Source organism: Streptomyces sp. NPDC058373 (genome assembly GCF_042723275.1).
Taxonomy (GTDB): Bacteria; Actinomycetota; Actinomycetes; order Streptomycetales; family Streptomycetaceae; genus Streptomyces.
This window is the reverse complement of the sequence record NZ_JBHXJE010000018.1, coordinates 48003-70738: the sequence shown is the minus strand read 5'-3', so window position 1 is coordinate 70738 and position 22736 is coordinate 48003. Positions and strand designations below refer to the sequence as shown.

At 70.4% G+C, this 22736-nt stretch carries 14 protein-coding genes and 1 pseudogene; 6 read left to right on the top strand and 9 right to left on the bottom strand.

Annotation, left to right across the window (positions count from 1 at the left end):
* Positions 1-96: 96 nt before the first annotated feature.
* Complete coding sequence (locus ACFWMZ_RS13680) at positions 97-1767, top strand: AMP-binding protein (RefSeq protein ID WP_383201569.1); 1671 nt, start codon at positions 97-99, stop codon at positions 1765-1767.
* Here the strand turns inward: ACFWMZ_RS13680 and ACFWMZ_RS13675 are convergent.
* Both ACFWMZ_RS13675 and ACFWMZ_RS13670 read right to left on the bottom strand, forming a co-directional pair.
* Positions 1760-2980 carry an acetyl-CoA C-acetyltransferase gene (locus ACFWMZ_RS13675; protein ID WP_383171339.1) on the bottom strand — a complete coding sequence of 407 codons (1221 nt, stop codon included), beginning with the start codon at positions 2978-2980 and terminating at the stop codon, positions 1760-1762. The two genes, ACFWMZ_RS13680 and ACFWMZ_RS13675, sit on opposite strands and share 8 nt — an antisense overlap.
* A 26-nt stretch (positions 2981-3006) precedes the next feature.
* Positions 3007-3810, bottom strand: coding sequence for an SDR family oxidoreductase (locus tag ACFWMZ_RS13670; protein ID WP_383201566.1), 804 nt, complete (start codon positions 3808-3810; stop codon positions 3007-3009).
* 121 nt (positions 3811-3931) lie between these two features.
* Between ACFWMZ_RS13670 and ACFWMZ_RS13665 the strand changes: the two genes are divergently transcribed.
* The 3 genes from ACFWMZ_RS13665 to ACFWMZ_RS13655 all read left to right on the top strand — a co-directional run bounded on the left by ACFWMZ_RS13665 (position 3932) and on the right by ACFWMZ_RS13655 (position 8286).
* A complete protein-coding gene (locus ACFWMZ_RS13665; RefSeq protein WP_383171344.1) occupies positions 3932-5239 on the top strand; it encodes an LLM class flavin-dependent oxidoreductase in 1308 nt (435 codons plus the stop codon).
* A gap of 60 nt (positions 5240-5299) precedes the next feature.
* On the top strand, positions 5300-6493 hold the full coding sequence (locus ACFWMZ_RS13660) for a flavin reductase (RefSeq protein WP_383201563.1): 1194 nt from the start codon (positions 5300-5302) through the stop codon (positions 6491-6493).
* 230 nt (positions 6494-6723) lie between these two features.
* Positions 6724-8286, top strand: a complete 1563-nt coding sequence (locus ACFWMZ_RS13655) for an FAD-binding protein (RefSeq protein WP_383201560.1) — start codon at positions 6724-6726, stop codon at positions 8284-8286.
* 75 nt (positions 8287-8361) lie between these two features.
* On the opposite strand, the gene ACFWMZ_RS13650 is transcribed toward ACFWMZ_RS13655, so the two are convergent.
* The 7 genes from ACFWMZ_RS13650 to ACFWMZ_RS13620 form a co-directional block, all read right to left on the bottom strand.
* The gene (locus tag ACFWMZ_RS13650; RefSeq protein ID WP_383171353.1) at positions 8362-9852 is read right to left on the bottom strand and encodes a family 43 glycosylhydrolase; all 1491 of its coding nucleotides are present in this window, start codon (positions 9850-9852) and stop codon (positions 8362-8364) included.
* Positions 9853-10009: 157 nt separating this feature from the next.
* The gene (locus tag ACFWMZ_RS13645; protein WP_383201557.1) at positions 10010-12754 is read right to left on the bottom strand and encodes a family 78 glycoside hydrolase catalytic domain; all 2745 of its coding nucleotides are present in this window, start codon (positions 12752-12754) and stop codon (positions 10010-10012) included.
* A gap of 243 nt (positions 12755-12997) precedes the next feature.
* Positions 12998-15361, bottom strand: coding sequence for a glycoside hydrolase family 3 N-terminal domain-containing protein (locus ACFWMZ_RS13640; protein WP_383201554.1), 2364 nt, complete (start codon positions 15359-15361; stop codon positions 12998-13000).
* Positions 15362-15496: 135 nt separating this feature from the next.
* Positions 15497-16288 (bottom strand): SDR family NAD(P)-dependent oxidoreductase, encoded by a 792-nt coding sequence (locus ACFWMZ_RS13635; RefSeq protein ID WP_383171363.1) that lies wholly within the window; start codon positions 16286-16288, stop codon positions 15497-15499.
* Positions 16289-16346: 58 nt separating this feature from the next.
* Entirely contained in the window at positions 16347-17519 is a 1173-nt protein-coding gene (locus ACFWMZ_RS13630; RefSeq protein WP_383201551.1) for a glycoside hydrolase family 1 protein, read from the bottom strand.
* Positions 17520-17605: 86 nt separating this feature from the next.
* Complete coding sequence (locus ACFWMZ_RS13625) at positions 17606-18922, bottom strand: MFS transporter (RefSeq protein WP_383201549.1); 1317 nt, start codon at positions 18920-18922, stop codon at positions 17606-17608.
* A gap of 40 nt (positions 18923-18962) precedes the next feature.
* Positions 18963-21359 carry a glycoside hydrolase family 2 TIM barrel-domain containing protein gene (locus ACFWMZ_RS13620; protein ID WP_383201546.1) on the bottom strand — a complete coding sequence of 799 codons (2397 nt, stop codon included), beginning with the start codon at positions 21357-21359 and terminating at the stop codon, positions 18963-18965.
* Positions 21360-21657: 298 nt separating this feature from the next.
* Between ACFWMZ_RS13620 and ACFWMZ_RS13615 the strand changes: the two are divergent.
* Positions 21658-21795, top strand: a pseudogene (locus ACFWMZ_RS13615) (LacI family DNA-binding transcriptional regulator); the annotation flags it as partial.
* Positions 21796-21846: 51 nt separating this feature from the next.
* Entirely contained in the window at positions 21847-22632 is a 786-nt protein-coding gene (locus ACFWMZ_RS13610) for a substrate-binding domain-containing protein (RefSeq protein WP_383171622.1), read from the top strand.
* The last annotated feature ends 104 nt before the right edge of the window (positions 22633-22736 follow it).

Below are 22736 nucleotides of genomic sequence, written 5' to 3'. Positions count from 1 at the left end.
GCGGGACGGCGGCTTGCGGGTGTCCGGCCCGCTCCCTGCACTGCCCAGCATATCCCCAGTCGTTGACCAAGCAGTTGGTTGCCCAGGAGGGTGTACGTGAACGAGGTCCCGAATCCCCTGACCATTCCCCGGCTGCTCGCCCTTGCGGCGGAGCGGTACGGGGACCATCCGGCCGTCGTCGAAGGCGCGGCCTCGGTCGGCTACCGGCAGCTGGCGGAGCTTGTCCGGCGGACGGCGCGGGCCTACCTGGCCGTGGGGGTCCGTCCCGGTGACCGGGTCGCCGTCTGGGCGCCCAACCGGCTGGAGTTCGTGCTCGCCCTGCTCGGCGCGCAGAGCGCGGGTGCTTCCGTGGTGCCCATGAACACCCGCTACCGCGGCCACGAGGCCGCGGTGATCCTCCGTCGGTCCCGGGCCTCGGCGCTCGTTCTCGCCAACGGCTTCCTCGGCGTCGATTTCGCCGCGATGCTGCGGACCGCGGCGACCGAGCGGGCCGGCGTCGGCGAGGAGCACGGGCCGGGGGGCCGGGACGGAGCGGTGCAGCAGTCCGGGCCGGGAGGGACCGGTCCCGTCCCCGGGTTGCCCTGGCTGCGGACGGTGGTGGACCTCGGCGCGGACCGGTCCGCGGACGGCCTGCTGTCCTGGGACGACTTCGTCTCCCGCGCGGAGAAGGTGCCGGAGGAGGAAGGTGCCCGTATCGCACGGGAGGTCAGCCCTGACGACCTCAGCGACATCATGTTCACCTCCGGCACCACGGGCCAGCCCAAAGGCGTGATGAGCGCGCACCGGCAGACCATCGGAACGGCGCTGGTGTGGGCCGAGGGTGCGGCACTCAGCTCCGCCGACCGTTACGCGGTCGTCAACCCCTTCTTCCACGGTTTCGGCTACAAGACCGGGGTGATCGCCGCGCTTACCGCCGGCGCCACCATTCATCCGGTGGCCACGTTCGACGCCGACCGCCTCCTGGAACTGATACAGGAGGCCCGTATCTCGGTGCTGCCCGGCGCGCCCACGCTCTTCGTCTCCCTCCTCGACCACCCCCGGCTGCGGGAGTTCGACCTCTCCTCCCTCCGCTTCGCGACCGCGGGCGCCGCCACCGTCCCCGAGTCGCTGTTCCGGCGGATGCGCGAGGAGCTGGGCTTCGACACCGTGGCACAGGCGTACGGCCTGACCGAGTGCGTCGTGGCGACCCGGTCGCGGCCCGGCGAGGACCCGGCCCACGTGGAGCGGACGACCGGCCCCGCCGTGCCCGGGATCGAGATCAGGGTCGTCGGCCCGGACGGCAAGGACGTGGCCACCGGCGGGGACGGCGAGATCCTGCTGCGCGGCGACAACGTGATGCTCGGCTACTTCGAGGACGAGGAGGCGACCCGGGCGGCCGTGGACGCCGAGGGGTGGCTGCGTACCGGCGACGTCGGCCGGCTCGACGAGCACGGCTGCCTGAAGATCACCGACCGGATCAAGGACGTGATCATCGTCGGAGGTTTCAACGTGTACCCCGCGGAGGTGGAGAACGCTCTGGCCGACCATCCGCAGATCGCCGAGGCCGCGGTGGTCGGGGTCCCGGACGCCCGGCTGGGGTCCGTGCCCTGCGCCTACGTCGTCCCGCGCCGGGGGGCGGCGGACCCCACGGCGGGGGACGTCATCGCGTACTGCAAGGAGCGGCTGGCCAACTTCAAGGTGCCCCGGCGGGTGATCGTGCTGCCCGACCTGCCGAGGAACGCCAGCGGCAAGATCCTCAAGACCAGCCTGCGTCAGCGGCTCAGCTGAGCCGCTCGATCACCATGGCCATGCCCTGACCGCCGGCCACGCACATGGCCTCCAGACCGAACCGCCCGTCCCGCTCCTGGAGGGCATGGATCAGCGTCGTGGTGATCCGTGCCCCCGTCATGCCGAAGGGGTGGCCCAGCGCGATCGCGCCACCGTTCACGTTGACCCGCTCCGGGTCGGCCTTCAGCTGCCGTACGGAGGGGATCACCTGGGCGGCGAACGCCTCGTTGAACTCGAACAGGTCGATGTCCCCCACGGAGAGACCGGCCCGGTCCAAGGCCTCGCGGGAGGCGGCCACCGGACCGAGCCCCATGATCTCCGGGCTGAGCGCCGACACCCCGGTGGACACGATCCGGGCCAGCGGGGTCAGCCCCAGCTCGGCCGCGCGCCGGTCGCTCATGACGACCAGGGCCGCGGCGCCGTCGTTGAGAGGGCAGCAGTTCGCCGCGGTCACGGTGCCGTCCGGCCGGAACACCGGTTGCAGCGCGGAGACCTTCTCCAGAGTCATCGCCTTGCGGGGCCCGTCGTCGGCGGCGACCACGGTGCCGTCCGGCAGGGTGACCGGGGTGATGTCCCGCTTCCAGAACCCGCGCGCGTCGGCCGCCTCGGCCAGCCGCTGGCTGCGGACCGCGAACTCGTCCTGCTCGCGCCGTGAGACACCGCACAGCCGGGCCACGTTCTCCGCCGTGTCGCCCATGCCGATGTAGACATCGGGCAGGTCGCCGGTGGAGCGGGGATCCGCCCAGGCGGCGTCGTCACCGGCGGCCCGGCGTGCTGTGCGCTCCGCGGCCTGCTCGTACACCGGGTTGCGCGTCTCCGGCATTCCGTCGGCCTTGCCCCTGCCGAACCGGGAGATCATCTCCACGCCGGCCGACACGAAGGCGTCGCCCTCACCGGCCCGGATCGCGTGGAAGGCCATACGGGTGGTCTGGAGCGAGGAGGAGCAGTAGCGCTGGACCGTGGTGCCGGGGAGGGTGTCGAGGCCGAGCCGCAGGGCGGTCATCCGGGCCAGGTTGTAGCCCTGTTCGCCGGCCGGCTGGGCGCAGCCCAGCATGAGGTCCGCTATCTCCGACGGGTCGAGCGCGGGTACTTCGGCGAGTGCGGCTCGCACGATCTGCGCGCCGATGTCGTCGGGACGCAGATCCTTGAGCGAGCCTTTGTGCGCCCGCCCGACCGGGGAACGGACGGCGGACACGATGACTGCTTCGGGCATGAGGAGGCTCCTTGGGTTGTCGGGCTTCAGCGTCGAGGTGTTCTCGCGGCCAGCAGGTCGGTGTTGGGCGAGTGCTGGAGGAAGGCGGGCCACTCGCCGCCGCCGTCCACGCTCAGTACGGCGCCGGTGATGTGGGCGGAGAGAGGGGAGGCGAGCATGAGGCAGGCAGCCCCGATGTCCTCGGGCCGGGCGAAGACTCCGCGCGGGATCGTCGCGGCCACCCGTGCGGTCTGCTCGGCGTCGCCGTAGTGGTCCGTGGCTCCGGGGGTCGCCACGAGCCCGCAGCTGATCGCGTTGACCCGCACCCGGGGGGCCCACTCCACGGCGAGCGTGGTCGTCAGGCTCTCCAGGGCGGCCTTCGCCGCGCCGTAGACGGCCGACCCGGGGCTGGGCCGCCGGGCGCTGATGGAGGTGATGTTGAGCACGACGCCGCCGCCCTCCTGGGCGTCCATGACCGGGAAGACGGCGCGGCTGACGAAGACAGGTGCCAGGAAGTTGAGGTCGGTGACCCTGCGGTGGAAGCGGGCGGAGGCGGCTGCGAAGTCGGCGAACGGCGCACCGCCCGCGTTGTTCACCACCACGTCGACCCGGCCCCTCCGCGCCACGATGTCCTCGACCCACCGCTCGACCTGGTCGGGTTCGCGCACATCGACCTGGCTGAAGTGCGCTCCCTCGCCCTCGGCGAGAGGGGAGGCCGTCGGCCCGCTCCGCCCGCAGGTCTCCACCTGGGCGCCCGCTCTCAGAAACATCTCCACGATGCCGTCGCCCACGCCCCTGGTACCTCCGGTGACCAGAACGACCTTGCCTGACATGTCCAACTGGATCGGCATGCCGACACAGTATCCACGGTCACCAACCAAACGCTAGGTTGGAGCGACGTATCCACCAAGCAAGTGCTTGGCTACACTCGACGGGGGTCACGTGCCCCGTGTCGCCTGGAGGAGTCGCCCCATGGAATCCGGAAATCAGCAGCGCGCCATGCATCTGGCGGTGTTCGCCCAGGGGCTGGGCGTGGCCCACTCCGTCTGGAAGTCGCCGCGCACCGCGCCCGAACGGCTTCACACGCTGGAGCACTGGGCCGAGACCGCGCGTATCGCCGAGGAGGGCCGCCTCGACGCCGTCTTCATCGCCGACGCCCTCGTGCTCCCCGACTCCATCGACGCCGACGTCGGGGAACGGCCCGACCCGGTGTCCGTGCTCTCGGCCCTCTCGGCCGTCACCTCGCGCATCGGGCTCATCGGCACCAGCTCCACCACCTACAACGACCCGTTCACCGTCGCCCGCCAGTTCGCCACGCTCGACCACCTCAGCGGCGGCCGAGCCGGATGGAACATCGTCACGACCGCGATCGCCGGCGCCTCCGGCAACTACGGCTCGGCCGAACTGCCCGAACACGAGGCCCGCTACGAGCGAGGCGAGGAGTTCGTCGAGGTCGTCCTCAAGCTGTGGGACAGCTGGGAGCCCGGCGCGATCGTCGCCGACCGGGCCACCGGCGTCTACGCCGACCCCGACCGCGTCCACGAGATCGGCCACCGCGGCAAGCACTTCCAGGTGCGAGGGCCGCTCACCGTCCCCCGGCCGCCCCAGGACAGGCCGCTGCTCGCCCAGGCGGGCTCCTCCCCGACCGGTCTGAACCTCGCAGCCCGCTTCGCCGACATGGTCTTCACCACCCAGTACGACCTGGAAGCCTCCCGCACCGTGGTACGTACCGTCCGAGAGCTCGCCGCGGCCAAGGGGCGCTCACCACTCGACGTCAAGATCCTGCCGGGCCTGACCCCCATCCTCGGCCGCACCGAGGCCGAGGCGAGGGACCTCGCCCAGGAACTGGGCTCGCTGATCAGCCCGGAAGCGACGCTGACCTTCCTGGGGCAGGCGTTCGGCGGGATCGACCTCCGCGACTACGACCTGGACGGGCCGGTGCCCGACATACGGCAGCAACTGCCGGCGCATGCCGGTGTCTCACGGCCCGCGCTGCTCATCGGCACCGCCCTCGCGGAGAAGCTGACGATCCGCCAGATGATCCAGCGTGTCGGGCTCAGCATCGGCCACCGCTGCCTCGTGGGCACGCCCGACCAGGTCGCCGACGACATGGCCCTCTGGTTCGAGACGCACGCGGCCGACGGATTCAACGTCATACCCGCCGATCTCCCCGGCGGCCTCCAGGACTTCGTGGCCGAGGTCGTGCCACGGCTCCAGGACCGCGGCCTGTTCCGCAAGGAGTACACGGGCACCACACTGCGCGAACACCTGAGCGGCTGAGGCCGGGCACGGCCGAACGTCCAGCACCCGCACCGTCGATCGACGAAAGAAGCGTGGATCATGAGCCTCGCCGTTTCCCAGCCCTTCGACCCCCAGAGTTTCCGCACGGTCCTCGCGCACTACCCCACCGGCGTGGCCGTGGTGACCGGTCTCGCCCCTGACGGGGAGCCCGTGGGCATGGTGGTCGGTTCCTTCACCTCCGTCTCACTGGACCCGCCCCTGGTGGCGTTCCTGCCCGACAAGAGGTCCAACTCCTACGCCCGCCTCTCGTCCGCCCGTTCCTTCTGCGTGAACGTCCTGGCGGCCGACCAGGAGGAGCTGTGCCGGCGGTTCGCCTCGAAGAAGGCGCAGAAGTTCGATGGCGTCGCCTGGCGACCGGGCCCGTCCGGAGCGCCTGTCCTGTCCGGCGCCGTGGCGTGGATCGACTGCGCCGCCGACCAGGTCTTCGAGGCCGGGGACCACTACATCGCACTCGGGCGGGTGACGGCCCTCGGAGTGCAGAACCCGACCGCGCCCCTGCTGTTCTTCCAGGGCGGATACGGAGGGTTCACGGCCCGCAGCCTTGTCGCGCCCTACGAGAACGACCTGTCCGCCCAGATCCGGCTCGCGGACCTCGCACGGGAGCACATGCGGGCGCTGGCGGACGAGTTCGGCCTGGAATGCTACGCCCAGTCGGTGGCGGGGGACGAGATCGTCGTCGTGGCGGCGGCGGGCCCGCCGGAGACCGCCGTACGCACGCACGTCGGCCGCAGACTCCCGCTCGTACCGCCTTACGGAGCGCTGTTCGTCGGCGGCGAAGGGGAGCGGGCGGCCGAGGAGTGGGTCGCCCGGCTGCCCCGGCCCGTCTCCGAGGAGGACCGCGCGACGTGCCGGCGCATGCTGGACCAGGTGCGGCGGCGTCAGTGGTCCCTGGGGCTCGTCTCGCACCGCCACGAGGAGGTGTGGACCGAGGTCGACGGTTTCACCGCCGCCGCGCGCACACCGGAGCTCGACCGGCGGATGAGCCAGGTGCTGGACGAGGTCCTGGACCGGTACGAGCCGGAGGAGCTGGACCCCGAAGTCCTCCACGACGTCCGCGTCATCGCCGCGCCGGTCCACGGCCGCGACGGCACCGTGGTGCAGGTGCTGGTCCTCTTCGGGATGCCGCCGCAGGTGAGCGTCGCACAGATCACCCGGTGGCGCGAGCGGCTGATCGAGGCGGCGGACGCGGTCACCGAGACGATCGGCGGGCGGAGCCCCACGCGCGTCGCGTGAGTGTGTGCGCGCCGAGGGGGACGCGGGGCCCGCCGCGGCGCGGTGACCGAGAGGGCAGAGTCCGGGCACCGCACGACGGTGCCCGGGGATACCGAAGACCGGGGCGGCCGTTCGACCTGATTGCTCCACCGGGTCGGAGCATCTGGCCGGCCCCCGGTGGGAGATATACCCACAGCCGACTCCGCCACGACCAGTCCACCCACCTGCCCGCGCGATCGAGGAGACCGGACATGAGCGACGAGAGAGCGACCACCGAATGGGACGAGGAGTGCGACGTCCTCGTGGTGGGCTCCGGAGGCGGGGGCCTCACAGGCGCCTTTACGGCCGCGGCCTCGGGGCTCGACACCCTGGTGATCGAGAAGACCCGCTTCTACGGCGGCACCACGGCCTACGCCGGCGCCTGTCTCTGGCTGCCCGGCAATCCCGCCCAGGAACGGGCCGGCATCGAGGACTCGGCGGAGCTCGGCCGCACCTACTTCCGGGCCGTCGTCGGTGACAGCGCCCCCGGGGGCCTCCAGGACGCCTACGTCGACAACGCGGGCCCGATGGTCGCGTTCCTGGAAAAGAACCCCACGATCCGGTTCGAGTACCGTCCGTTCCCCGACTACTACGACGCCCCCGGCCGCTTCCCTGCCGGCCGCGGTGTGTTCCCCGCGGCGTTCCCTGCCGCCGCGCCCGGAGACGAACTGCTGGGCGCGATCCGCCCGCCGGTCGCGGAGGAACGCCTGGGCGCCCCCGCTCCGTCGGGGCCCTTCACCGATGGGCGGGCGCTGATCGCGGCTCTGCTGTCAGCCCTGCGTGCCACCGCACACGCCCGGATCCGCCGTGACACCGCCCTCGGGAAACTGGCGACGGGGCCGGACGGCGCGGTCCAGGGAGCGTGCGTGTCGACGGGTGACGGACGAGAGGTGCGCATCCGTGCCCGGCGCGGTGTCCTGCTCGCGGCAGGCGGTTTCGAAGCCAGCCACCGACTGCGCCGTGAGTGGCAGGGGCTCCCGGGGGCGGAATGGACGATGGGCGCGCCCAACGGCAACACGGGCGACGCCGTCCTCGCCGGCCGGGCGATCGGCGCGGACACCGGGCTGCTGACCGAATCCTGGTGGTGTCCGTCCGTGCTCTTCCCGGACGGCTCCGCCAACTTCGCCCTCGGCTTCCGGGGCGGAGTCTTCGTCGGCGCCGACGGACGGCGCTTCGCCAACGAATGCCTGCCGTACGACCGGATGGGCCGGGCCATGCTGGCGGCCGGGCGCGGCGACGCCCCCGAGCGTCCGGTGTGGTGGGTCTTCGACGGACGATGGGCGAAGGGGCTGCCGGGCAGCGTCGTGGTGCCCGTCGACCACGCGTCCTTCACCCGGGCAGGTCTGTGGCACACGGCGGACACGCTGGGCGGCCTCGCCGAGGCCATCGGTGCCGACGCCGAGGGCCTGGCAGATACGGTCCGGGTCTTCAACGGTTACGCCGCCGAGGGGACGGACGCGGACTTCCACCGCGGCGAGGACCCCTACGACGCCTTCTTCGCCGACGGCACGGGCCCGAACCCCGCCCTGGTGCCGATCGAACGCGGGCCCTTCCACGCGGTCAGGATCGTCCTGGGTGACCTCGGCACCAAGGGCGGCCTCCGTGTCGACACCTCGGCCCGCGTTCTGCGCGCGGACGGCACCGCGATACCGGGCCTGTACGCGACCGGCAACACCATCGCGTCCCCGGCGGGCACACACTATCCGGGCCCCGGCGCCCCGATCGGCTCCGCGATGGTCTTCGGCTACGTCGCGGCCCGCCACATCGCCGGCTGACGAATCCGAGGCAGAGGGGCGGTCCCCAGCCAGCGGCCCCGTCGATGTATGCGCGGGGCCGCCGCATCGACAGGGTCAGGTACCCGGCTGGGGGTCGCTCGGCAGCGGCGCGGTGTAGGAGAAGCGGGTGAGCAGTGCGTCGGCGCCAAGTGCTTCGACGCCGACCACGCGACCGGTGAAGCCGCCGGCGACCTCGGTGGAGACGTAACGGCCGTCGACATGCGTGAGGGAGTGGAAGCGGCCGTCCTCCTGGAAGCCGAGTTCGAGACGGTCCGGTCCATTGTGCAGGCTGAGGCGGTCCGATGTGTCCGAGGCGCGGATGGCCAGCGGGACCTCGGAGTCCCGCACGGTGGCAGAGGCCAGCTTCTGGTCACACGGGCCGATGACGGCCCGAGCGGTCACCGTGTTGCCGGTCCGTTCGACCGCTACCCAGTGTCCGTCATCGATACGTACCACCAGTGCCACGTCACCCTTCGGGACGGTCGCTTCGGCCTGCCACTCGGCGTCACGTGTGCGCACCGCGAGCAGGTGCACGGCTTCACGGGACTCGGGGGTTCGACCGCCGGTGAGCACGATGCCGGCGGTGTCGTCGTGGCGGACGAACGTGCTCGGAGCGATGCCGGGCGACACCCACCGGGGATGCAGTCCGGGAGCGACGAAGTCGTCGGAGAACGTGGTGGGCTGCGGCGGCACCTCGAAGGCGTCCTCGATGACCACCGGCCAGTCATCAGCCCATTCGACACCGGCCAGGAAGGTCTCCCGTCCGTTGACGTGGAACTGCGGGGTGCTGCCGCGGGGCCGGACACCGAGGTGGGTCATGGCCCATCGCCCGTCGGGAAGTTCGACGAGATCGGCGTGACCGGTGTTCTGCACGGCGTGACCGGTGCTGCGGTGCGAGAGAACCGGGTTGGCCGGATGCGGTTCGAACGGTCCGGTGACCGAGCGTGAGCGCGCCACCGAAACGCAGTGGCCGCGTTCGGTTCCGCCCTCGGCGATGACGAGGTACCACCAGCCGCCTCGACGGTAGAGGTGCGGGGCCTCAGGATGCGCCATTCCCGTTCCGCCCCACAGCAGCCGCGGCTCGGAGAGCAGGCGGCCAGTCAGTGGATCCACGGCTGCCTGTTGGATTCCGGACGCGCCCTGTGCCCAGCTCAGGTAGCAGTTGCCCGCTTCGTCCCACGTCAGATCGGGGTCGATGCCGACCGTGCCCAGGGTGTGCACAGGGTCGCTCCAGCCCTTGGCGGGGTCGGTGGTCCGCACGATGATGTGTCCCTTGGCGTAGTCCGCCATGTTGGTGGTCACCAGCCAGAAGACCCCGTCGTGATGGCGGAGCGTCGGCGCGTAGATGCCGGTGCTGCCGGCCTCGGGACCACGGGTGACCCTGAGCTGTTCGGGCCGGTCGAGCGCGTTACCGCACTGTTCCCATTCGAGCAGGTCGGAACTGCGGAATATCGGGACTCCAGGGAAGTACTCGAAACTGGAGGTCGCAAGATAATAGGTGTCCTTCACACGGCAGATGGACGGGTCCGGGTAGAAGCCCGGCAGAATCGGGTTGATGCTCATCATCTGTCATCCCTTCTCAGGGCTCAGGGCTCAGGGAAAAGGCGGGGGTCTTGCTGCAGGTCGCCGGCCGACCGGCCGGATCCGGCGAGGAGCCGGACGTCCGAGCCGGTCAGAACCCGAAAGCTGTCTTGAGATCGCTTCCTCTCGTGGTTCGACAGCATCAGGCAGCGGGCTTCTCCGGCGCGGACGGCGCGGGGCACGCGGCGGTGCGCGCCAGTTCGCCGACCAGCGCCGTGAAGGTGTGCTCGCCGGCCGGGACCCGGCGCTCCTCGCCCCCGAGGCGGACGACGCCGGTCGCCCCGGCAGGCACCCGGATGTCGAGCCGGACCTCTCCGTCCGAGGCGTGCCAGCGGCTCGACGCGATGCCGTACGGGGTGTCGATCTCGACGCCCGCGGACTGCGGGCCACTGCCGCCCGGACCGTGGCCCACGACCGGCGCGAAGAGGATTTCCCGGTAGCCGGGTGCGGCGGGGGCGAGTCCGGCGACGTACTCGTGGAGGAAGCGGACGACGCTGCCGAAGGCGTAGTGGTTGTGGGAGTCGCGCGCGTTGCCGTCCTTGTCGTATCCCTCCCACTGCTCCCAGATCGTCGTCGCGCCCTGTTCGATCTGCGCGAGCCAGGAGGGCGAGGTGGTCTGGAACAGCAGGCGCAGGGCTACGTCCGCCCGGCCGGCCTCGACCAGGGCCGGGAGCAGCATGGGGGTGCTCAGGAAACCGGTGCCCAGGTGGTCGCCGGCGGCTTCGACGAGTTCGACGAGCCGGTCGGCGGCGGCCTGCCGCTGATGGCCGGGAAGGAGACCGAAAGCAAGTGCACGTACGTAGTCGTCCTGCTTGTCCTCACCGATCCGGGCGCCGCGCTTGCGGACGAACGCGGCACGCCACGCCTCGGTCGCTCTGCGGTGGAGGTCCTCGTAGTGCCCGGCGTCCGCCTCCCGGCCGAGGACCCGTGCGATGCGGGCGAGCAGTGCCGCGGAGTGGGCGAAGTAGGCGGTGGCGACCACGGCGGGCGGGAACAGGAAGGACTTGGCCCAGGTGCTGCCCTCGCCTGGACGCAGCCATTCTCCCAAGTGGAAGCCGCTGTCCACGATGTACCGCTCGTGGCGTCCGTACCGCCGGCCGAACCTCCGGGCCGGCCCCTTGCGCCCGGCTGCCCGCGCGGCGAGGTGGTCGACCCACCTCCTGGCGCTGTCGTACTGGGCGCGCAGTACCTGCTCGTCGCCGAGGTACGTGTACATCGTCCACGGCAGCATGACGCTCACGTCGCCCCAGCCGGTCGACGTGGCCACGTACTCCATGGGGTGTCGGCCGAGGGCGGCCGACCTCTCCGACGGGATGAACGGGGGCACCCGGCCGTCGTCGTACTGTTCGACCGCCAGGTTGGCCAGGTACCTGCGCACATAGGCGCCACAGTCGACGAGTTGGGCGGCGGTGGGTCCGAAGACCTGGATGTCGCCGGTCCAGCCGCTGCGCTCACGGGTCGGGCAGTCGGTCGGGGTGTCCAGGAAGTTCGACCGCAGTGACCACATCGCGTTGCTCCACAACTGTTCCAGGCGTGGATCGGACGACTCGAAGCGGGCGATCCGCTCGATGTCGGTCGACATGACGATGCCGATGGCGTCGTCCGGGCCGAGCGGGTCGGCGCCCTCGACGGAGACGTAGCGGAACCCGCGCACCGTGAGCGAGGGGCAGTACTCGGTGGCGGTCTCGCCGAGGATCACCACGTCACGCTGGAAGCGTTCCTCCTTCACCGCCTGCTCCTTCCGCTTTCCCATCTTCTTCGGAATCAGGTGGGCTGTGTCGAGAGCGCCGCCGGGGGAGAGCACTTCCCCGTAGCGGACGGTGACGGTGCTCCCCGGTGTGCCGCGCAAGGTCAGGGCGGCCACACCGGTGAAGTTCTGGCCGAAGTCGATGATCTGCGCTCCCGAGGGAGCGGTGCGGACGCTGCCACCGCGGCGGCCGGTCTCGCGGACCCGTTCGACGTCCTCCGCGACGAGGACGCGGTCGTGCGGCGGGAGCGGAACCGCCTGTGTCTGCTCCTCCAGGGTGGCACCGGGCTCCAGCCATGCACCGGCCTCGATCCGCAGGTCGACGTGCTCGCCGAACACGGGGTCTGCGGTACGGATCCGGCCACGGCCGACGTTCCACGTCCCGTCGGTCGTGACGGTCCGCCGGGTCCCGTCGGCGAGGTCGAGCACGATCTCGCCGAGGACGCCGATCCGGTCGCCGTACCGGGCATCCAGCATGCCGTAGCCCAACGTACCGCGGTACCGGCCGTCGCCGACCACCATGCCGATCACGTTCGCTCCTTCGCCGAACGCGTCCGTCACGTCGTAGACCTGGTACTCCACCTGCTCGTCGAACGGCGTCCACCGCGGGACGAGCTCCTGGCCGGTGATGTCCTCACGGTTGACGAAGAGCCGGTACCAGCCAAGGGCGCTCGTGTAGGCGCGGCCTCGGACAACCGGTGCCGGGAGCGAGATCTCCTTCTTGAAGTAGAGCGCACGCCGGTCGTCGGGGCCCTTCGGCGGCGCCGAGATCCACCGCGCTGTGAGGTGGTCAGGGGCGAGGACACCGGTCTCGAAGGCGGCCGGTTCGCTCCAGTCCGAGGCGAGCCCGTCCTGGAACACGCGTACACGCCACAGGTAACGGGTGCGTGCCAGCAGCGGAGCTCCGCCGTAGGCGATACCGAACGGCTTTGCCCCGCTGATGATCCCGGACTGCCACACGAGTTCTGTGGCTGCCCGGTCTTCCGCGACGGTGAAGGCCGCGCCGCTGGTGACCTCGATCTGGTAGGCGTCCTGTTCCGTGCCTTCAGGTGTCCTCCAAGCGAAACGGGGTATCGCTGTCCCGATCCCGAAGGGCGCGGACCGGGAGTTGGTGGTGAGCGCATGAGGGCTGCCCGTCATGGTCGCACTCCTAGCTGTGATGTCGGTCGCTCGACGTACTGCGGCCGGTGTCTTCGGGAGGGGAGTGCCTCCCGAAGACACCGGCCGGGCGGGATGACCCGAACCGGACGGCCAGCGCGTGGCGGTGACCTGCTCCGCACACCACCGGCCGCGGTTGAGGCTGTTCCCGCGGTCCGGTGTACGGCTTTCCACGCTCGGCAAGAAGTCGCCGGTCAAAGCACGGGCCATCCCGGGATCTTCTGGTCAGACGAGGCCCGGGACCTCAACCGTGGCCTCCCCGCGGATGTCGGCGCTGGAGAGTCCGAGGAGTACGGTCATCTCGCCCGACTCCACTCCCCGTCGGCCGTCGGGCCAGGTGTAGGCGAGGCGCTCCAACGGAACGGTGAACTCCACCTTCTCGGTGGCGGACCCGGTGAGCGGGACGCGTGCGAAGTCGACGAGCTGCCGGACCGGGCGGACCACCGTGGCGCCTTCGTCGCGCACGTACAGCTGCACGACGGCCGAGCCGTCCCGCTCGCCGAGGTTGCGGGCCTGCGCTGCCACCTTCAGGGTCCCGTCCTCGACCGTGACGCCCTCGAGCGTGAGATCGAACGTGGTGTAGGAGAGCCCGTGGCCGAAGGGGTAGAGCGGGCTGCTGTCGGTGAGGTCGATGTAGCCGTGGCGCGGCAGCGTGGGGTGGTCGTGGCCGGAGCCGATGGGATGTCCGTGGTACATGGGGATCTGTCCGACGCGGCGCGGGAAGGTGGAGGGGACGCGTCCGCCGGGCTCGGTCACTCCGTACAGTACGTCGGCGATGACAGCTCCGGCGACCGGGCCGAGCAGCGGTGCGAGCAGGACCGCGGCGGATGCTTCGTGCACCGGTTCCAGCAGCAGCGGTCGGCCCGAGACGACCACGGTGACGACCCGCTTGCCGGCGTCACGGAGGGCCTCGACCAGTTCGGTCTGGTTGCCGGGCAGCGTCGGGTTCGACGCCGTGCGGCCCTCGCCCGCGGTGTTGTTCCCGGCCCAGCCCGTGCGCTCGCCGACGACCGCGATCACCACGTCGGCGTCGGCGACGGACGCGGCGACCGCCGCCGGGTCCAGGGCGGGAGCGTCTTGTTCGAGGCTGCCGAGCGCGTGATATCGCACGGTCGGGTCGAGGGCGCGGACCGCGTCGGCCACGGTCACCGACTCGGGGTGGAGCGTTCGGGCGTTCTCCTCGAAGGCGGGCTCGATGCCGGGGAGCCGGACCTGGAAGAGGTCGGGAAACACGTCCGGCGAGGCGCTCTGGCCGGGGAGCGCGCCGGTGGCGAGGAGGGAGATCGCCTTCACCATCTCGGCTTCGGAGACGGTCGAATAGGCGCCGAAGTGGACGCGGAGCTCGTCGGCGGCGGGCCCGACGACGGCGACCTTGGCGGTGCCGGGGGCGAGGGGGAGAATGCCGTCGTTGGCGAGGAGGGTGACGCTCGCGCCGGCGACCTCGCGTGCTTGCCGGTCGGCGGACGTGCGGTCGAAGCCCTCCGCCGCCCTGGCGGGGCGCGCGCGCCGGATGTCGGGGACCAGCCCGAGGCGCGCCTTCACTTCGAGGACGTTGATGACGGCCCGGTCGAGAGCCTCCTCCGGGAAGGTGCCGTCCTCGATGAGCGCACGCAGGCCGCTCGTCGTGGCGTTGCCCGGCAGCTCGACGTCGATGCCGGCGTCGAGCGCCTGCCCTGCCGCGTGCCCGGGCGTGGGAGCGGTCCGGTAGGTGTTGTGCAGCATGGTGAGCGAGTCGTAGTCGCTGACGACGAGTCCGTCGAAACCCAGCTGGTCGCGGAGGAGGTCGGTGAGCAGCCAACGGTTCGCGGCGGCCGGTATTCCGTCGATGTCGTTGTACGAGTTCATGATCACCGAGAGGCCGGCCTCGGCGATCGCCCGGCGGAACGGCTCCGCGTGCACGTCGGTCAGTTCGCGGCGGCCGAGCTGGGTGGCCGCCTGGTTGAGGGCGCCGAGCGAGTTCGCGTAGCCGAGGAAGTGCTTGCCGGTGGCGAGGATGCCGCTGTCCGCGTCGTCGCCCTGCACCCCGCGGATGAATCCGATTCCCATGCGCGTGACGAGTTCCGCGTCCTCGCCGTACGTCTCGTGGACCCGCCCCCACCGGATGTCGCGGGCGAGGTCGAGCACGGGAGAGAAGAGCAGGTGGATACCGACTTCCCGCGCCTGCCGCGCAGCGGTCCGCCCGACGGTGCTGCTGACCGCCGGGTCCCAGCTCGCCGCCTGCCCCCACGGAGTCGTGAACTGGTGGCCCTGCGGGTGGACGAACCCGCTGACCCCCTCGGCATGCACGAGTGTGCCGATACCGAACGGGGCCAACTCCCGCTGGACGTCCTGGAAGTGCGCGAGGTCCTGGCGCAGTTGCTCCAGGTCCGGACTGAACTGCTGCCCCATGGAGAGGTGGCCGACGCCGTGCGGCCTAACCCGCCGGAGCTGGTCGATGTCGTACGGGAACCCCTTGGAGAAGTCGGGGGTTTCGGTGCCAGGCGTGCTGAACCTGGCGAAGTCGATGAGGTCCATGGGGATGACGCCCTGGATCTGGGCGATCTTCTGGTCGAGGTCGAGACGGGAGACGAGAGTGCGCATATCGGTCATGGTGTTCTTCCTTGCGTGTCCATCGGAGCGAAAGTGATCAGGGCCGGCCGGCGGCGGCTCGGGCGGTCAGCCGGATCTCGGCGCGGGGAGTCCTGGCCCGTACCGGTGGCCGGGTGCGGAGAAGCCCCGTGGCCGTCACAGGACGGCCTTCATCTGCTTCGCGACGACGCGGGTGGCCCACCTCGGCGAGATCCGGTACAGCCTGTCGAGCAGTCGGGCGTCCGAGCCGATCAGCACCCGGAAGCTGCCGTTCCCGACACCGTCGACGATCTCGCGGGCGGTCCTTTCGGGCGTTGTCGCGCGCACCTTGCGGCCGCCGGCATCGATCATCGCCACGCCGGAGTTGCCGCTGATGTTGGTGCTGATATTGCCCGGGAAAACCGTGGTGACAGCCACGTTCGTGTCGATGAGCTCTTCGTAGAGCCCCTCGCTGAACTGCTTGACGGCTCCCTTCGTGGCTCCGTAGAAACCCTGTCCCGCGAACGCGACCAGCCCGGACAGGCTGGAGATGTTGACGATCGCGGCGGCGGGCCTGGACCGAAGGGTGGGCAGGAGCGCGAGAGTGGTGTTGACGGTTCCCCAGAAGTTCACGTTGACGATGCGCTCCAGCTCATCCCGGGACAGCTCGGCGAGTGGGGCGAACCGGTGAATGATGCCCGCGACGTTGATGACTCCGTCGATCTGCTGGTGGGCTTCGAGCACGCTGCCGGGCAGGCCCTGGACGGCGGCGTTGTCGCTCACGTCGAGAACGTGGGTGGTGAGGCCGCGGTGGTCCGGGTGGGACAGGGCGCGGGTTTCCTCAAGGCCCTCGGGGCTGAGGTCGACCGCCGCCACTCGTGCACCGCGGGAGAGCAGTTCGAGCGTGACCTGCCTGCCGATGCCGTTGCCGCCTCCCGTGACGACGAACACGTTGTTCTTGATTTCCATGGGTTCTCTCTTCGGTGAAACGAGGGGCGGGCCGGGGCTCCGGGCCGGCCGTTCGCGGTCAGGTGAGCGTGCGCCTCTGGGCGACCGCACCGAGCCAGGCGAGGCTGGGCTTGGGAGTACGGACGAAGGTCTCCCGGTCGACGGCGATCAGCCCGAAGGTGGGCTCCCAGTGGCCCCACTCGAAGTTGTCCAGGGCGGACCAGTGCAGATAGCCCAGCACGTTCGCTCCCTCCTCCAGGGCTTCGCCGAGGTGGCGCAGTGCCTCGCGGGTGTAGGCGATACGCCGTTCGTCGTCGCTGGTCGCGATTCCGTTCTCCGTGACGAGGATCGGCATGCCGTCCAGGAACCGGTGGGCGTGGCGGACGGCGATGCCCAGGGCGTCCGGCCGGTAGGGCAGTCCCACCTGGGTGTTGTCAGGGCTCGGAGCGTGGGGGACCAGGCCGTCCTGGTCGACGGTCTGGGTGCTGTAGGCCTGGATTCCGACGAAGTCGTCCCCGCGGCAGCCTTCCAGGTACATGTCCTCCCACAGGTAACGCACCTCGGCGAGCTTCTGCTCGGCGCCGGGTGCGGCTTCCTGCGCCTGGGAGGAGATCGTCATCCCGACCTTCGCGCCGGTCGCGTTGCGCAGGACCGGCACGGCGGCCCGGTGGGCGGCGATGAGTGCGCGCCCTATGGTCTCGTCGGGGGACGCGAGCACCGTCGGGTCGATCTGCTCGCCGCGGGCCGCGCGCACGCGCATCCCGTGCATGACCGCGACCATGTTGGGCTCGTTGATGGTGCATACCCAGTCGACGTCGTGCAGGATCTGTGCCGCGAACTCGACGTAGCGGGCGAAGGCGTCCACGGCGCCGTCGCCGAGCCAGGCCCCCCGCTCCTCGAACCAGATCGGGTGGGTGAAGTGGTGCAGCGTCACCACGGGCGTCAGCCCGAGGGCCTTCGCGGTGTCGATCATCCGGCGGTAGTGGGCGAGTTCGGCGCGGGAGAACGCGCCGGGGGAGGGCTCGATGCGAGCCCATTCGATGCTGAACCGGTAGGCGTTCAGACCTGCGTCGGCGAGGAGCCGCATGTCCTCGGCGAAGCGGTGGTAGCTGTCGAGGCCGTCGCCGCTGCGCTGGAGGCCGTAGGGCCCCTGTTCGATCAGCCACCAGTCGCTGTTGAGGTTGTTGCCTTCCACCTGGTGAGCGGCGGTCGAAGCGCCCCACAGGAAGTCGTCAGGAAAGAGGTCGGGCATGTGCGCTGCTCCTGGTGTGTGGTGGTCGGAAGGACCGGGCACCGCTGTGGGGCCTGGCTTTCTCGGGTTCGGCACGTTCGGCGTGTTCACCGGACGCCGCGCACCCGCCAGGCGGTGACGCCGGCGCCGGTGGCCACGAGGGCCGCTGTCAGGTAGAGGGCGGTGTAGTTCTGTCCGCCGCTGGTCGTCAGGATGAGAGGTGCCACGACGGGGGCCACCGCTGACGGGACGTAGCCGGCGACGTTGAGAATCGACATCCACCGGCCCGCTTCCGCCCGGTCGGGCACGACGTCACTGGCCAGGGCGAGATCGACGGAGCCGAACAGGCCCGCGGCGGCGAGGATGAGAAGGGTGGCGACCGCATAGCTGAGAACGTCGGGCGCGAAGGCCATCACGGTCAGACCACTGGCCGCGAGAGCGGCGGCGACGTACAGGAAAGGCTTGCGTCGCCGCAGGCGGTCGGAGAGCAGCCCGCCCAGGACCGCGAAGCCGGTGGTGACGACGATGCCGATTCCTCCCACCAGGGCCAGCTTCTGGCCGGCCTCCTCCGGGGCGAGGCCGATCCGGTCCAGGAGGAAGTAGAGCTGGTAGGTGCTGAAGAAGGTCATGCCGACCTGGAGCAGGAACCGGCCCAGCCAGACGAGTGCGAAGTCCCGGTGCTTGCGGGGATCGAACACCAGCTGCTTGAAGACGACGGACAGGGGCTCGTGATCCTTCGTCCTGGCAGCCGGCCGATCCGGGATGGCAACGACGTAGAACACGAACGCGACGACGAGGACAACGATCGGGGCCAGGAACATCAGCAGCAGGTTGCCGGTGAGGGCACTGCCCACCAGGCTCGCGGCAACGCCGGCCAACTGCGTGGAGACCCCGGAGAACGCGCCCACCTTCCCCCGCTGTGACTCGGGGACCTGATCGGCTATCACCGGAGCCAGGGCGCTCAGGGTCGCGGCGAGACCGAGGATGTAGACGACCCAGGCCACGGCGACGAACAGGACGGTCGAGGCCAGGGCGATGGCCGTCCCGGCTGCTGCGCAGATGACGATACCGGCGGCGACCCAAGGCCGTCGGCGGCCCCAGCGGCTTCTCGTCCGGTCCGTGAGCACGCCGGCGAGCGGGGTGGCCACGATGTTGAACAGGGCGCCGATGCCGACCACCAGCCCGAGGCTCGACTCCTTGCCCCCGGGGTCGACCAGCTGGATCTTGTACGCGAGTCCGAACAGCATCGGTGCGAGCATGGTGAGGTTCGCACCGAACGTGGTCAGCGTGTAGACGAAGATGAACCATGCCGAAACACGGGGCGGCTCGCTGTGCCCGGCCGGTCCCGAGTCGGCGGCCGGAGCCGGACTGTTCTCGGGGCCGGCGCCGACGACGGGGTGCTGAGGCGGTAGAGCAGAAGACATGACGGGACTCTCTTGTCGGTCGAGGAGGCGCCCGGGGGCGCTATCCGGCTTCCGCCGCTGACACCGCGGCGTTCGGGTGTCCCGCCGCGGGCGGCTCTTCAGGCGTTCCACCAGGCGCGTTCGCCAGCGCGGCAACGAGCTCGATCTCGGCCTCGCCATGCACGGCGGAGCGTGCGAGGAGGCGTACGGTGCCGAACTCTCCACTGGGCCTCAGCACCGCCAACGCCCGGCCCCGGTATGTGGTGTGCGTGGCCGACACGAAGGACTCCTCGGTGGCCGGAGCCGCCGTGCCGAAGGCGATGAGTTCGGCCGGGCCGCTGACCTCCAGCGATACCTGGTCGTCGGCAAGCATCTCCACGACGCCGTCCGCGTCCGTGACCGCGACGGTGACGAACGCGAGATCGTCACCGACCAGAATCCGGCGCTCCGCGGAAAGACGCAGACCGAGCCGCCCCGAGGAGGAGCACAACGTGCTGCGGCTCACCGGGGCTCCGTCCCGATAGCCGATCGCCAGCAGTTCACCCGGCTCGTACGGCGTCCGGAACCGTGCGCGAAACCGGTGCCGGGCGCCGGCCTTGCGTCGGCCCAGGGATCGGCCGTTCAGCAGTAGTTCGATCTCTTCGTCGGCCGAGTAGACCTCGATCTCGGCCGTGCGGCCTTCGCAGCCACGCCAGGACCAGCTCTCGACCGCGTCCGTGCTGCGCCACGCCGAACGCACCACGGGCTGTCCACTCCGGTCGACCGGGCGGACAGCTATGGCCGGCGTTGCGAGAGTGCCCCAGGCCGCCTGCGCGAGTCGCAACGACGTGTCCGGGCGCCCGGTCAGATCGATCATTCCGGGGCCGGCGATCACGTAGGGATAGGGCTTCGACAGTCCCGCACGCTTCCCCGGCACCCATACGCCGACACCGGCCTCGCCGAGGTACTCCCAGCCCGCCCAGACGAAGTCGCCGATGACGGCGGGATGGGCCTTCACCAGGGACCACGCCCGGGCGACATCCCCGGGAAGGGTCTCAGTGCCGAGGACGACCCGGTTCGGGTAGGCCTTCACGTCCTGGCGATAGCGGGCGAGGCCGTAGTTGTATCCCGCGACGTCCACCACCCCGAACACGTCACGACTGGCCTTGTCGGCCCGGCGCAGCCGTGACACCAGATTCATCATCCGGCCGATCTGGTTGACCATCCTGTTCGCCTCTGTGCTGCCCGCCATCGACGTCTGCTGCGCGTCCGTCGTGGGGTTCGCGACCTTCCCCGACTTGTAGGGGGAGGCCCCCAGGGAGACCAGGACGTTGAGGAAGATGTTGACGGCGACGGTGACCGGCCGGTCGGGGTCCGCGGCGTGGAAGTGGTCCGTGATCTCGCGGGCGAGTTGCACGCCTTCAGGGGTCGCGGTCTCGGGAATCTCGTTGCCGATCGCGTACATCACCACGCTGGGCCGGTTGCGGTCCTTACCGATCAAGGCCGCAGCGTCCTGGCGCCATGTGTCGCGGAACCGGTCCGCGTGATCGTGGGCGGTCTTCTTGACGAACCAGTAGTCGGCGAACTCGTCGACCACGTACATGCCCAACTCGTCGCACGCGTCCAGCAGGTGGCGGGACATCGGGTTGTGCGCGCTGCGTACGGCGTTGAACCCGGCATCCTTCAGGATCCGCACCCGACGGAACTCCGCGCTGCGGTGCGTGGCGGCACCGAGGATCCCGTTGTCGTGATGGATGCACGCTCCCCGCAGCAGAACCGTGTGGCCGTTGATCCGCAGACCCTGCTGCGCGTCGACCTCGACGGTGCGCAGCCCGACCCACTCGTGGCGTTCGTCGACCACCGTGCCTGCGCGCTCGATCCGGGCGACGAGCCGATACCGGTGAGGGGCGTCGGCCGACCACAGCTTGGGCCGGGCGACGGTCATGGCAGCCACCCCCGCGTCGGAGTGCATCGTCGCGGAGGCCACCCTGACGTCGCCGTCCCACAGCTCCACGGTCACCGAGAGCGTCTCCGACGACGGATTCGTCACCTCGTACGCCACCTGGACGCGCGCGTCCGCGCCTGGCGAGAGGGTGCGCAGTCGCAGCCCGTCCTCGGCGAAGTGGATCGCGGGGCGCAGCACCACGTACACGGGCCGGTAGAGGCCGGACCCGGAGTACCAGCGGCTGTTGGGCTGGTGGCTGTTGTCGACCTCGACCCGGATGTCGTTGTCGGCCCCCCACTTGACCGCGCCCTGGAAGGACAGCTCACGTTCGGTGTACCCGCCTCGGATCCGCCCGATGAACTGGTCGTTGACGTAGACGTCCGCGTCACCTTGTACGCCCTCGAACCGCAGGCCGGCCAGGAGGCCGTCGTCGGGGCCGGCCGTCCAGGTGGTGCGGTACTGGTACGCACCGCCGAAGAACCAGCCCGCGTCGGCGCCTCCGGGGCTGGACGGGCCCCGCTTCTCCCCGATCATCGCGTCGTGCGGTAGCCGGACCCTGGTGCTGTCCGGTGAGGAGGTTCGCCGGAACTCCCACGTCGCGAGCGGAATCTCCGCGGTTCGGCCGACCGGACCGTAGCTGGTCAATTTCCGCCTCACTTCACTCGGTGTTTACGCGGAACGCGTACGAAGCAAGGACAACACTCGTGTTGTCTCGCGTCAATACATAGGTTGCTGGCTTGTTAATTACGCAGGTCAAAGCGCTGGAGTTCTTATTATCGCGCGTCAATCGAAGGTGAATTGTCCCGTGTTAACGTGCTGCGGGAGGCGAGGCATGATGACAAGCAGCAAGGACGTAGCGGCGCGCGCGGGGGTGTCACGGTCGACGGTGAGCCAGGTTCTCAACGGCCATGAGGACCGCTTCTCGCCGGAGACGGTCGCCCGGGTGAGGGAAGCCGCGGACGGCTTGGGATACCGCCCCTCGACGGCGGCGAGAACGCTGGCCCGCGGCACCAGTGACATCGTGATCACCCTGGTGCCGAACATCACGTTCGGGCCCCGCCTGCGCGACTTTCTCGACGTCCTCTCCAGCGGGCTCGAACGGCAGGGATACGTGAACCTGATCCGCCTGGCAACCGCGACGGACCCGATCGAGGACGCCGTACTCGGCCTACGGCCGTACGCCGTCGTCAGCCTCGCCCCGCTGGAGGAATCCGACCGCAGACGACTGCAACGGCATGGTGCGCTCGTCGTGGAGCATTCACGTGCGGCGCAGGAGCACCTGGACACGGCGATCGGCCAGCGTCAGGCGGAACACCTGGCCGCCTGTGGCTACCGGACGATCGCCGCCGCCGTGGCGGTGGACGCGCGCGAACACCGGTTCGCCTCTCCGAGGGCGGGAGGCGTTCACGAATGGAGCCTGCGCCACGGCCTCCACGTCCTTCCGACGCTGTACGTCGACCTCACCCATGAGGGGCCGGCAGGGGCCGTGGCGCAGTTGCCCGAGGTTCCCCTCGGAATCGCCGCCTACAACGACGAGGTCGCGCTGGCCGTACTCGGAGCCGCCCAGCAGCTCGGACGGAGCATTCCCGGCGACGTGGGGATCATCGGGGTCGACAACTCTTCGCTCGCCCGCGTAGCCACGCCCGCCATCACGTCCATCGACTTCGACATCGAGTTCAGTGCCCGGAGCATGCTCCGGGCGATCCTCGACCACGAGTCCCGGTTTCAGGATTCCGAGGCCGCCGAGGTCGAAAGACGGCTCCGTGTGGTCAGTGGCCGCAGCACCCCGCCGCTCACCCCGGTCTGAGTGCGACGGAGATGGCCTGGGCGGGCGCGAGAAGGGGGCCGGCTGTCGGGCTCACGCCATCCGCAAGCCAACGGCGCGGAAGGGTCGCCGCCTTCCGCGCCGTA